Source organism: Streptomyces sp. MBT53, assembly GCF_016654115.1.
Classification (GTDB): Bacteria; Actinomycetota; Actinomycetes; order Streptomycetales; family Streptomycetaceae; genus Streptomyces.
In genome coordinates, this window is the sequence record NZ_JAEQAZ010000047.1 from 16,035 (window position 1) to 28,182 (window position 12,148).

The window sequence follows — 12,148 nt, forward strand, 5'->3', positions numbered from 1 at the left end:
ACGGACCCGGGAGGGTCCTGGGGAGGGCACACCGATGCGGTCGGTTCGCATACGGATTCTCGCGACACTGCTTGTTCTGGCGGCCGTGGGAGTCGGCGGCTGGCAGTTGCTGCCGTCGGACGGGAACAAGAACAAGACGATCACGGTGGGGACGACGGACGCCGTCACCTCGCTCGACCCGGCCGCCGCGTACGACGCGGGTTCCTGGGCGTTGTACAACAACGTCTACCAGTCGCTGATGACATTCGACTCGGGCGGTACGTCGCCCGTGCCGGACGCGGCCAAGAGCTGCGGCTTCGTGGGCGGCGGGCTGACGACGTACCGCTGTGTGGTGCGCGGCGGGCTCACCTTCCCGAGCGGGCGCACGATGACCGCCGCGGACGTGAAGTACTCCTTCGACCGGGTCAAGAAGATCAACTCGGATGTGGGTCCGGCACCCCTGCTCTCGACGCTCGGTTCGGTCGACGCCTCCGGCATGACCGTCACCTTCCATCTGTCGTCGCCGGACGCCACGTTCCCGTTCAAGGTGGCCACCGGCGCCGGTGCGATCGTCGACAGCACCAAGTACCCGAAGGACGCCCCGCGCAACGGGTTCCAGGCCGACGGCACCGGGCCGTACACCCTGTCGTCGTATACGAAGGACAAGAAGGCCGTCCTGAAGCCCAACAGCCACTACAAGGGCGCGGTCAAGAGCACCGGGAGCCCGATCGAGCTGCGGTACTACGCCGACTCGGACGCGCTGCAGAAGGCGTACAAGGCGAAGCAGGTCCAGGTCGCCACCCGGCAGCTGCCGCCGAAGATGCTCTCCGGGCTCTCCGCCAGCGACCCGAACCAGCGGGTGTCGGAGGCCGACAGCTCCGAGACCCGCAACCTGTACCTCAACACCCGTAAGGGCACGCCCCTGCACGACGTTCTCGTCCGGCGGGCCATGGCCTGGCTGATCAACCGCGACGAGCTGGCCGCCACGGTGTACGACGGCACGGTCGACCCGCTGTACTCGCTGATCCCGGCCGGCCTCGTCGGCCACACGACGTCCTTCTTCGACGCGTACCCCTCCGAGAGCGTCAGCAAGGCGAAGGATCTCCTCGAAGAGGCGGGTGTCTCCGTCCCGGTGCGCTTCACCTACGGCTACGGCATCGGGCACGGTTCCGGTGCCGAGGAGGCCGCCGAGCTGAAGAAGCAGCTGGAGGCGAGCGGCCTGTTCAAGGTGGACGTCAAGGGCTACGAGTGGACCGACTTCCAGAAGCGCTGGGCCACCGGAAAACTGGACGCGTGGGCGGTCGGCTGGGCCGCGGACTACCCCGACCCGGACACCTTCGGCTCCGCGCTCGTCGGCACCGGCTCCACCATGAACACCGGCTACAGCAACAAGCTCGTCGACCAACTCATCCTCAACAGCCAGAAGTTCGCCGACCGCAGCCGCGTCGACGACGACTTCCGCGACGTCCAGACGGACGTCGCCGAGGACGTGCCGCTGATCCCGCTGTGGCAGCGCAAGGACTACGTCGTGAGCAGCGAGGACGTCGGCGGCATCTCCTACCTCACGGACGGCACCGGCGTGTTCCGCCTGTGGGCGCTGGACTGGATCTGAGCCCACCCGTCCGGCCGGGCTCCGCCCGAGTGACACCGGGCGGCCCCCGCACGCAGCACCATGTGACGGAGGTGTGCGCGGGGTGAGGAGCCGACGTGGTCAGACGCAACTCCTTCCGGCTGCCCCGGCATCCGGCCTCGGTGGGGCTCGCCAGGCGCCGGGTCCGGGACCATCTGGCCGACTGGGGGCACGCCGGTGACGATCCGGCGCTCCTGGACGCGGTGCTGCTGGTGTCCGAGCTGGCCACCAACGTCGTACGCCACGGGCCGCTCCTTGAGCGGGAGTTCGAGGTCGCGGTGACGGCCCTCGCGGACGGCTCCTGCCTCATCGAGGTGTCGGACGAGGGCCGCGTCGAGCCCCGGCTGCGGGTCGTGACGGACGCGGCGGAGGCCGGCCGCGGCCTGCACCTCGTGGAGGGCATCGCGGCGGCCTGGGGCGTGTGGAGCCGCGGCGCGCACGGCAAGACGGTGTGGGCCCTCGTGCAGGCAGACGACACTCCCTGACATGCCCCGTGTTCTACGACGGCACCGGCGCCCGCGTCGGCAGGGTCACCGTCACCGCGAGGCCCTCGCCGGGCGCCGTCCGTACCGCCACGTCCCCGCCGTGCGCCTGGACGACGCCCTGCACGATCGCCAGCCCCAGTCCGCTGCCCGCACCGCCGCCCGCCCGGAAGAAGCGGTCGAACATCCGGGCCGCGTCGTCCTCCTTCAGCCCCGGGCCCTCGTCCGCGACACACAGCCGTACGACCCCGTCCTCGCGCTCCAGGCCGAGCCGGACGGGCACGTCGGCGGGGGTGTGGGTGCGGACGTTGGTCACCAGGTTGCCGAGTATCTGGCGCAGGCCCGACTCGTCGGCGCGCACCAGCAGGGAGCCGTCGGCGCCGACCGTGACCGGCCGCTCCGGCTGCTGCACCCGCAGATCCTCGGCGGCGTCGCGCACCAGGCGGCTCAGGTCGACGTTGCGGAAACGCAGTTCGGGCCGCTGGTCCAGGCGGGCCAGGGTGAGGAGTTCGTCGACGAGGCGGCCCATGCGGTCGGCCTCCGCGTTCATCCGGTCCCAGGCGCGTCTGCGCTCGTCGGGCTCGGTCAGCATGCCCTTGTCGTAGAGCTGGAGATAGCCGCGTATCGCCGACAGCGGGGTGCGCAGTTCGTGCGAGGCGTCGGCGACGAAGCGGCGGAGCTGGGCCGCCGTGCGCTCGCGCGTGCGGTACGCCGACTCCACCTGGTGGAGCATGGAGTTGAGGGCGAGGCGCAGCTGCTCGACCTCCTGGGTCGGATGGTGGCTGGAGGGCACGCGCCGGGTCAGGTCGCCCTCGGCGATCGCCGTGGAGGTCTCCACCATGTCCTCCAGGGGCCGCAGCCGCCGCCGCACGCTGACCATGGTGAGCGTGGCGAGCAGGACCAGCAGCAGGGTGCCGAAGGTGAGGTCGAGCTTGAGGGCCTTGGCCATGCCGTGGTGGAGGCCGCCGGTGGAGGCGGCGATCAGGATGTAGGTGCCGTCGGTGAGCTGGGTCCCGGTGGCCCGGTAGGAGTCGCCGCGCAGTGAGATGTCGCGCGGTGTGCGGTCCTTGGTGAGCTTGGCCGGGTCGTGGAAGGCGTCGGCGAGGGCCCGCTGTGCGGCGGTCGGGGCGTATCCGGCGATGGTGAGCACCTTGCCCCGGCGGTCGACCGCCGCGAACACCGTGTCCGGCTTCGGGGAGCCGGGCTGCTGCTGGGGCACCAGCCGGTCGCCGATGCCGGCCAGTGAGCTCAGTACGTTGATCTGCCGCATGGTGAGCTGCGAACTGCTCAGCGAGTCACGGGACTTGGTGAGCTCCGCGTCGACCTGGGCGACCAGGTAGTGCCGCATGCCCATCAGGCTGACGGCGGTGGCCATGACGATGCCGAGGGAGAGCAGCGCGAGGTTGGCCAGGGTCAGCTTGGCGCGCAGCGAGTGGGCGCCGCGCTCGCAGTTCGGCAGCCGGACCTTCATGCGAGCCCGTATCCGACGCCCCGCCGGGTGGTGATCACCGGCGCTCCCAGGGTGTCCAGCTTGCGCCGCAGATAGCTGATGTAGGTCTCGACGACGGTCGACTCGGGCGGGGTGTGCTCGTACTGCCAGACATGGCGCAGCAGTTGCTCCTTGGGCACGATCCGGCCGCCGTTGCGCACCAGGAAGCGCAGCAGGGCGTACTCGGTGGGGGTCAGCTCGACCGAGCGGTCCGCGCGGTGCACCGAGTACGTCGTCTCGTCCAGCTCCAGGTCGCCGTAGCGCAGCGGCGGGCGCTGGGGGAGGACGTCGGCGGGGCGGGTGCGGCGCAGGACGGCGGTGATGCGGGCGACGACCACGTCGATGTCGAAGGGCTTGGTGATGTAGTCGTCGCCGAAGCCGAGGGCGCCGACGATCTCGGCCGGCGCGTCCCGCGCGGTGAGGAAGACGAGCGCCAGGTCGGGCCTGCGGGCGCGCAGCTCCTGACCCAGTGCGCGACCGTCGCCGTCCGGGAGCATCACGTCGAGCAGCGCGCAGTCGGGGCGGGTGCGCTCGGCCAGCGCGAGCGCCTCGCGGACGGTGCCCGCGGTCATGACCTCGAAGCGGTGGTAGCGCAGCGCGATGGCGAGGACGTCCGCGATGCTCGGTTCGTCCTCCACCACCAGCACGGTTCCTGGAGCCGTCATGCCCCCAGTATCGGCGGCACCACTGACATCGGGGCCGTCCGGTCTTTGGAGTTCCTTGAGAGTCATGGCCAGGACGTGTCCACGCGCGCGTGCCACCGCCAATTGTGTAGCCCAGGACCTGGGGGACCATCCGACCGATCGACCGAGTCAACTCGGTTTCGAATAAGGAGTGTTGAGCGTGGCGGCATTGGCACGGTGGTGCTATCGGCACCGGCTGGTGGTCCTGTTGCTGTGGGTGGGGGCACTGTTCGGCCTGGGCTTCTCGGCGACGACGGCGGGGACGGACTACGCGAACGTCTTCTCCCTCCCGGACACGGACTCCAAGAGCGCGTACGACCTGATGCAGAAGGCGTTCCCGAACAGCTCGGGCGACACCGACACGGTGGTGTGGAAGGTCGACTCGGGCTCGGTCAAGGACCAGTCCGTACAGACCCGCATCCAGCCCGCCCTCGACAGGATCGCGGGCATGAAGGGCGTCGGCGAGGTCACCGGCCCCTACTCCGGCGCCCGGGGCGCGGCCCAGATCAGTTCCGACGGGACGATCGCCTACGCGCAGATCACCTTCGCCGAGCAGGCGAACGCCGTCCCCAAGGAGCTCGTCCAGAAGGTCGTCGACACCGCGCAGGCGGCCCGACAGAGCGGCCTCCACGTCGAGCTGGGCGGCCAGGCCGTCCAGCGGGTCGAGGAGCCGCCCGGCGGCATCGCCGAGGGCGTCGGCATCCTCGCGGCGGCCGTCGTGCTGTTCCTGGCCTTCGGCTCGTTCTACGCCGCCCTGCTGCCGATCGGCATCGCGATCTTCGGCGTCGGCACCGGCCTGTTCTCCACCCAGCTCCTCAGCCACGCCACCGACATCCCCGACCTGGCGCCCCTGCTGGCCACCCTGATCGGCCTCGGCGTCGGCATCGACTACGCCCTGTTCATCGTCACCCGGCACCGACGCGGCCTCCAACGGGGCATGGATCCCGAGGAGTCGGCGGTCGTCGCCCTCAACACCTCGGGCCGCGCGGTGCTGTTCGCGGGCGGCACCGTGTGCATCGCGCTCGCCGGCATGCTGGTGACGCAGCTGCGCTTCCTGGACGGCGTCGTCATCGGCACCTCGCTCACGGTCGTCCTGAGCGTCCTCGCGGCCACGACCCTGCTGCCCGCGCTGCTCGGCTTCCTGGGCCCGCGCGTGCTCAGCCGCAAGCAGCGCCGCAAGCTGGAGAACGGTCCCGAGCCGGAGCGCACCGACAATCTCGCGGTCCGCTGGTCGGCCGCCGTGCAGAAGCGTCCGCGCCGGATCGCCGCCTTCGCCCTCGTCGTCATGGCCGTCCTCGCCTTCCCCGTGCTGTCGCTGCGCCTCGGCGCCACCGACCAGGGCAACGACAACGCCTCGACGACCACCAGGAAGGCGTACGACCTCCTGGCCGAGGGTTTCGGCCCCGGCTTCAACGGCCCGCTCCAGGTGGTCACTTCGAGCGGTGACACGGCCGCCCTGGTCAAGGGCATCGAGGCGACGAAGGACGTGGCCCGGGTCGCCGCGCTGCCGCCCACGGGCGGGGTGACGGTGATCCAGGTCGTCCCGAAGACCTCACCGCAGTCCGTGGAGACCGACGACCTGATCGACACCCTGCGCGACAAGGTGATACCGGAGGCCGGCGCGACCGGTCACGTCGGCGGGGTGACGGCCATCTCCAAGGACTTCGCGTCCGTCACCGGGGACCGCCTCCCGCTCTTCGTCGCGACGATCATCGGCCTGAGCTTCCTGCTGCTCCTGCTCGCGTTCCGCTCGCTCGTGGTCCCGCTGACGGCCGCCCTGATGAACCTCATCGCGGCGGCGGCCTCCTTCGGTGTCCTGGTGGCGATCTTCCAGTGGGGCTGGGGCCTGGACATGCTGGGGCTCGGCAAGGAGGGCCCGATCAACGCCTTCCTGCCGGTCATCATGCTGTCGCTGCTCTTCGGCCTCTCCATGGACTACCAGGTGTTCCTGGTGAGCCGCATGCACGAGGAGTGGGTCCACACCAAGGACAACGCCCGCGCGGTCCGCGTCGGCCTCGCGGAGACCAGCCGCGTCATCAACTCCGCCGCCCTGATCATGGTCTGCGTCTTCCTGGCCTTCGTCCTGAGCGGCAACACGGGCGCGGCGACGGCGGGCGTCGGCCTGGCCGCAGCGGTCGCCCTGGACGCCTTCATCCTGCGTACGGCCCTGGTCCCGGCCGCGATGCACCTGCTCGGCAACTCCAACTGGTGGCTCCCGGCCTGGCTCGACAAGAGCCTGCCGCACCTCGCGGTGGAACCCGCCGAGGAGCCCGCCCCGACCGTCCCCGACGGCCCGTCCTCGGCCGTCCACGGCTTCGTCCGGACGACCGACGGGGAGCCCGTGGAGGGCGCCGCCGTCACGCTGCGGACGACCGGCGGACGCGAACTGGACCGCGTCGAGTCCCTGGCGGACGGCTCGTACATCGTCTCGGTGCCGGGCCCGGGGACCTACCTCCTGGCGACGACGGCACCGTCGTACGGCTCGACCGCCCGGCAGGTGGCCGTGACGGACGATCCGCTGGTCTACGACGTCGAGCTGGCCGAGGGCGAGGTCGACGCCGTCAACTGACCCGATTGCTCAGGGGCGTTCGTCGTCGGCGCGACCGGCGGCGGACGCCCCGCGCCTGTCCCCCTGCTTCTTCTTCGCCGGGTCGGGCAGTGCGTGGGTCATGCCCGGCAGGAAGTCAGTGAACAACTCGTGCACCTCGAGGACGAGCGGCCGCAGCACCCGGAAGCGGGCCAACGACACACCGCGCGCGGTGAGCCGGGCGCCGCGCTCGGCGAGCCGGTAGCTGCGCTCGCGCCCCTCGGTCCGGTCGAACACCCAGTACAGGACGAGCCCCATCTGGGAGAGCCACATCAACTCCGGGAGCACGTCCCGCAGTTCCGGCGCCACCTTGGTCTTCGCGCCGAACAGCACCTCCTTGTGGACGTCGATGGCCTGCACGCGCGCGTGCTCGCTCTCCGGGGAGAACGGGCTGAGCGGGCTGTCCGGGTCGGCGGCGTTCTTGAAGAACTGCACCGCGAACTCGTGGTAGGGCGTCGCGATGTCGAGCCACACCCGCAGCACGCCCGCGAGCCGCGCCTCAAGGTCGGTCTCCCGGTCCAGCACCTCGCGGACCGCGAGTCGGTGCTCCTCGGCGATACGGTCGTAGAAGCCCTGGATCAGGTGCTCCTTGCCGGCGAAGTAGTAGTAGGCGTTGCCTACGGAGACGCCCGCTTCCTTGGCGATCGCCCGCATCGTCGTCTTGTCGTAGCCGTGCTCCTGGAACAGCCGCATGGCCGTCTCCAGGATGAGCGCGCGGGTCTGCTCGGACTTCGCGGACTTGGCGGGCGTACCGCCGTCCTCTTCGGGGCTGTCGTTCTTCGAGGGCACGGAAAGAGAGCCTATCCAGTGGCGCAGGAGCCGTCGGTGCAGCCCGGCGCGGTGTAGGTCCATCCCCGGTGCGGGTCGTACGTCCACCCGTCCCCCTGCTGGTACACGCCACCGCCCCACCGCCCGGGTCCCCACTGCGCCCCGCGCCACTTCGCGGCGGCGAGCACGGCGCCCTTGGCGAGCCGGGCGCCGGCCGGGGTGCTCAACCGGTGTGCCAGGGGCCGCTGTTCGCGCAGCGCCCACAGGGTGACGATCCAGGCGGCGGCGCCCCGGTAGACCTGCCCGGAGTCGCCGACGACGGTGATCTCGTCGAGGGTGGCCCGGTGGTCGAGCCCGGGGAAGCGCCGCCGCGCCTCTTCGGAGGACGCCGGTACCAGCTCCAGGGGCACCAGCTGCGACTGCCGTACGAGCCAGTCGCGCAGGAAGGTGCACAGGGAGCAGTCGGCGTCGTAGAGGACGGTGAGCCCGTGGACCGGGACGCGCGAGGCGTCCCGGTCCTGGGTCCCGCCGAGGGCCGGGGCCACCCCCGTCACGCCCCGGCCGTCGGCGGAACCCACCCCTGCGGCGCGACGGGCGGCACCTGCTCCCGCTCCATGACCCCGCGCCGCCGGATCTTGTTCAGCACGAACACGTTCCCCAGGTGCATCACCCCGAGCACCAGCAGCACCACGCCCACCTTGGTCGACAGGGCTTCGAAGATGCCCCTGGTGTCCTCGATGGTGCCGTCCCCGCTGAGGTACAGGGCGACGAACCCGAGGTTCACGAGGTAGAAGCCCACTACGAGGAGGTGGTTCACGGCCTCCGCGAGTTTTTCGTTCCCCCGGAGGACGTCGGCGAGGAAGATCCGCCCGTTGCGGCTGAGCGTGCGGGCCACCCAGACGGTGAGGCCGATGCTGACGATCAGATAGATGACGTAGGCGACGACCGTGCGGTCCATGCGCCTCCCCCTTCTTGAACGCGTTCAAAAACGCTGACAAGGAGAATGTAGGCGCACTTTTGAACACGTTCAACTCGGTTGGGCTGGGAGCTGCGTCACACCCGCCGCGCCAGCTCCGGCCGCTTCGTGTAGTCGGTGAAGCCGATGACGTTGCCCCAGGGGTCGGCGATCTCCACGGTCCACCCGGTGGCCACGGAGAAGGGTGCGTCGAGGAGGGCGATTCCGGCGGCGGTGAGGAGCTGCGCGGCCTTCCGTGCGTCCGGGACCTCCAGCCACACGCGGGGCGAGGGCCAGGGCGGCGGCCGGTGCCCGAGCCCGTCCTCCTGGCGCAGCAGCACCCCCGGCGTCTCGCCGCCGACCTTCAGGATCGCGATACCGGCCTCGTCGAGCCGGAACCCCACGGCGAATCCGGCACGTTCGTAGAAGGGGACCGCCTCGGCGAGATCCCCTACGGGGAGGAGGACGTTGTCGAAGCCGAGCAGTTCGTACGACTCTTCATCTGACATGCCGTCAGGTTAGGGCGATGATCGGCAAAGGGCCGGGATTGTTGCCCACCGACGCGCTCGCATAACCTCGCGGACATGACAGACGCACGGGTGTTCGCGGGCGTCCGACTGCTCGGCCCGCCGGAGGCCGACGGCGAGTACATCGCGCTGAACGGCCACGAGACGGTCCATCTGCACGAGTACACGCGGATATACGCCGTCCCCGGCCTCTACGAACACGTCGTCCAGGAACTGCTCCGGTGCACCTCGCCCCAGATGGCGGCGGCGGGCTTCCTGCGCGCGGCCGAGCGCCTCGGACTGGAGCCGGGCGCGCTGACGGTCCTCGACGTCGGCTCCGGCACGGGACTGGTCGGCGAACTGGTGCGCCGCGGCGGTGTCGCCCGGGTCGTCGGCGTCGACGCGCTGCCGGCGGCACGCGAGGCGGCCCTGCGCGACCGGCCGGGCGTCTACGCCGACTACGTGATCGGCGATTTCCAGCGCGACGACGACACACTCCGCGAGGCGTTGCGCCCGCACGCGCCCGGGGGACTGGTGTCGGCCGGAGCGTTCGGCGGCACGCACGCCACACCCCGGGCCCTCACCAACGCGCTCGCGCTGCTGCCGCCCGGCGCGCCCGTGGCCTTCACGCTCGACGAGCGCTGGATGGACGAGTCGGACCCGGACGGGTTCGGGGTCGCCGTCGCGAAGGCGGTGGCGGAGGGAAGCCTTGAGGTGCTGGAACGTTCACGGTTCCAGCACCGCGTCACGACGACCGGGGAGCCGATCTTCTACGAGCTGATCGTGGGCCGCACCCGGGCCTGACCCCAGCCCCCGGCTACTGCGGGAAGTTCGCCCGCAGCGCCGGCTCCGTGGCGCCGACCGTGGTGATCCCCGTCGAACCGGCCCGGAGCAGCACGCTCGGCTCGTTGTTGTCCGAGATCAGGAGGTCCGCGTCGCCGTCGCGGTCCAGGTCGCGCAGCCGGACGTGGAGACCGAAGAGGCCGGACTCGGCCGGGCTGCCCGGTACGCCCGCGGTCGCGCGGGAGAACCACTGGGAGCTCTTGCCGGTCAGGCCGCTCCTGCCGCCGCGCAGGACGTGCACACCGCCCGCGCCCGCGGCGGAACCGACCTTCTCCTCCGCGGCGCTCACCGCGAGGTCCGGATAGCCGTCACGGTTGGTGTCGCCGGCGGACAGCGCCGTACCGAAGGAGTCACCCTTGGCCGGGGCCGACACGACGCCCGAAGTGGACTGGCTGAGGCGGTAGTCGGTGGTGGGACCGGTCGCCCCGCCGCGCATGACCACGACCGAGCCCGCGCCCTTGTTGTACGGGGTGTCGCTGACGGCCAGGTCTCCGTAGCCGTTCTTGTCGAAGTCCGCGACGACGCCCGTGGGGCTGTAGTCCGGTGACGAGCTGTCGTACGTCGTGAACTTGCCGGACTTGACCGTGGTGCCGCCGCGCAGGAACCACGCGGCCTGCGTCATCCTGTCGTTCTTGTAGCCCTGGCCCAGGACGTACAGGTCTGTCGCCTTGTCCTTGGTGACCTTGCCGGCGACCAGCCCGGTGGGCTCGAAGACATCGGTCAGGCTCGGGCTCGGGACGTGCTTGGTCACCTTGCCCGTCGTGCCCGACGTGGAGAAACCGCCGCGGTAGACGTACACCGTGTCGACCCCGTCGGCGACCGCCAGGTCCGCCTTGCCGTCGCCGTTGAAGTCGCCGGTCGCGAGGGCGTTGCCGAAACCGTAGTAGGTGCGGTGTGTGACGGGGATACGGCTGGCCTTGGAGCCGAGGCCGGACGCCGAGCCCCACACGATGGTGACCGCGCCCGCCGCGACCTTGCCGCTGACCTTCTCGCTGACGTCCCCGACGGCGAGGTCGGCGTATCCGTCGCGGTTGAAGTCGGCGTTCGCCAGGGACTCACCGAACCCGTCGGCGAACCCGCCCGCGTCACCCGCGGTGCCCGGTATCCCGGCGCTGTTCTGGTTGAACGTCTTCACTTTGGTGCCGGGGCCCGTGGCGGTCCCGTACGTCACGGTGACCGAACCGCTGTCGCCGACCGCGTAGTCGCGGTAGCCGTCGCCGTTGAAGTCGTCGGCGTACTTCGCGGGGGTCGCGGCGGTCGCGGGGCCCACCGCGAGGGTGAGCAGTCCACCGGTCAGCGAGGCGGCCGTGGCCGTCGCGAGAACCAGGCGGTGGGTCTTCGTCCTGAACATGAGTCTCCTGCTGCGGGCGGCGCGGCCGGCCTGCCCGTCCGTGATCTTGGATGGGTGCACGGAGGAGACTCGTGGAGTGGGGTGGGGGTTGTGCGGGGTGCGGGGATTTGTTCAATCGGCCTTCGGCTGGCCTGCCTTGAGGATCTCGGCGACGTCGAGGGTGACCTTGGCGCCGAGGGAGTCGGGGAGGGGGACGAGTTCGCCGGAGGCGTGGACGCGGTGGTTCGTGTACGTGCCCTCCGCGGGGTCCGTCAGGACGTGGAGGCGTTGGTGCTTGCGGTCGACAACGACGTAGATCGGTACCTTGGCGTTGGCGTACGCGGTGACCTTGGTTTGCAGGTCGGCTTTCCAGTTGCTGGAGGTGACCTCGAGGACGAGGCGGAAGGGCGCCGGGTCGTAGCAGTTGTTCTCGACGTAGTGCTCTTCGATGTCGACGTCGACGATGGCAAGGTCGGGGATGGCGTAGTCCTCGGTGCCAGTGGGCAGCCACAGGCCGATGCCCTGAAGCACTTCCGCCTCGTCTCCATCGATGCCAGCTGCGATGAAGGGGCGCATCAACCTGGTCAGTGCGCGGGCGTGAGGTGCGTCCGGGGGCGGGGACACGACGATCAGGCCTCCGATGATCTCGACTCGGTAGCCCGGGTTGCGGTCCGCGAGACGGTTTGCCTCCGCGATCAGCGGACGGTCGTCCTGGGGCCGCTCGACGGATGCTGCGGACATCGCGTGCCTCCTGCTGGGCTGGTGTCGAGAGCATCATCGTAGGCCGGACAACGCCGGTATGTCCTTGACGATCACGTTCACCCAGACGGGTTGCCGCACGCCAGAAGGCCCCGCTCCCAACCCGGAAACGGGGCCCTCAAAGCCGTACGGAAAAC

The 12,148-nt window shown here is 70.5% G+C and carries 12 protein-coding genes; 4 read left to right on the top strand and 8 right to left on the bottom strand.

The window, feature by feature from the left end; all coding sequences use genetic code 11:
• Positions 1–34: 34 nt before the first annotated feature.
• Together JHN45_RS19255 and JHN45_RS19260 are read left to right on the top strand one after the other, a co-directional pair.
• On the top strand, positions 35–1,591 hold the full coding sequence (locus JHN45_RS19255) for an ABC transporter substrate-binding protein (RefSeq protein WP_200716062.1): 1,557 nt from the start codon (positions 35–37) through the stop codon (positions 1,589–1,591).
• A 95-nt stretch (positions 1,592–1,686) separates the two neighbouring features.
• Positions 1,687–2,094, top strand: coding sequence for an ATP-binding protein (locus tag JHN45_RS19260; protein ID WP_201049817.1), 408 nt, complete (start codon positions 1,687–1,689; stop codon positions 2,092–2,094).
• Between the two features lie 13 nt (positions 2,095–2,107).
• Here the strand turns inward: JHN45_RS19260 and JHN45_RS19265 are convergent, their stop codons facing one another.
• Entirely contained in the window at positions 2,108–3,562 is a 1,455-nt protein-coding gene (locus tag JHN45_RS19265) for a cell wall metabolism sensor histidine kinase WalK (RefSeq protein ID WP_200716064.1), read from the bottom strand.
• Entirely contained in the window at positions 3,559–4,245 is a 687-nt protein-coding gene (locus tag JHN45_RS19270) for a response regulator transcription factor (RefSeq protein WP_200716065.1), read from the bottom strand. The genes JHN45_RS19265 and JHN45_RS19270 overlap by 4 nt, the downstream gene beginning before the upstream one ends.
• 187 nt (positions 4,246–4,432) lie before the next feature.
• Between JHN45_RS19270 and JHN45_RS19275 the strand changes: the two genes are divergently transcribed.
• Complete coding sequence (locus tag JHN45_RS19275; RefSeq protein WP_201049832.1) at positions 4,433–6,832, top strand: MMPL family transporter; 2,400 nt, start codon at positions 4,433–4,435, stop codon at positions 6,830–6,832.
• A 9-nt stretch (positions 6,833–6,841) separates the two neighbouring features.
• Here the strand turns inward: JHN45_RS19275 and JHN45_RS19280 are convergent, their stop codons facing one another.
• The 4 genes from JHN45_RS19280 to JHN45_RS19295 form a co-directional block, all read right to left on the bottom strand.
• Complete coding sequence (locus JHN45_RS19280; protein WP_200716066.1) at positions 6,842–7,639, bottom strand: TetR family transcriptional regulator; 798 nt, start codon at positions 7,637–7,639, stop codon at positions 6,842–6,844.
• A gap of 11 nt (positions 7,640–7,650) precedes the next feature.
• Complete coding sequence (locus JHN45_RS19285; protein WP_374195628.1) at positions 7,651–8,172, bottom strand: thiol-disulfide oxidoreductase DCC family protein; 522 nt, start codon at positions 8,170–8,172, stop codon at positions 7,651–7,653.
• The gene (locus tag JHN45_RS19290; protein WP_200717458.1) at positions 8,169–8,576 is read right to left on the bottom strand and encodes a hypothetical protein; all 408 of its coding nucleotides are present in this window, start codon (positions 8,574–8,576) and stop codon (positions 8,169–8,171) included. Before JHN45_RS19290 ends, JHN45_RS19285 begins: the two co-directional genes overlap by 4 nt.
• 95 nt (positions 8,577–8,671) lie before the next feature.
• A complete protein-coding gene (locus tag JHN45_RS19295) occupies positions 8,672–9,082 on the bottom strand; it encodes a VOC family protein (protein ID WP_201049818.1) in 411 nt (136 codons plus the stop codon).
• Positions 9,083–9,157: 75 nt separating this feature from the next.
• On the opposite strand from JHN45_RS19295, the gene JHN45_RS19300 reads away from it, so the two are divergent.
• Complete coding sequence (locus JHN45_RS19300) at positions 9,158–9,883, top strand: class I SAM-dependent methyltransferase (RefSeq protein WP_236583811.1); 726 nt, start codon at positions 9,158–9,160, stop codon at positions 9,881–9,883.
• A 13-nt stretch (positions 9,884–9,896) separates the two neighbouring features.
• Here JHN45_RS19300 and JHN45_RS19305 read toward each other — a convergent pair whose 3' ends face one another.
• Positions 9,897–11,273 carry an FG-GAP and VCBS repeat-containing protein gene (locus JHN45_RS19305; RefSeq protein ID WP_201049819.1) on the bottom strand — a complete coding sequence of 459 codons (1,377 nt, stop codon included), beginning with the start codon at positions 11,271–11,273 and terminating at the stop codon, positions 9,897–9,899.
• Positions 11,274–11,384: 111 nt separating this feature from the next.
• On the bottom strand, positions 11,385–11,993 hold the full coding sequence (locus tag JHN45_RS19310) for a Uma2 family endonuclease (RefSeq protein WP_200713677.1): 609 nt from the start codon (positions 11,991–11,993) through the stop codon (positions 11,385–11,387).
• Between the last annotated feature and the right edge of the window lie 155 nt (positions 11,994–12,148).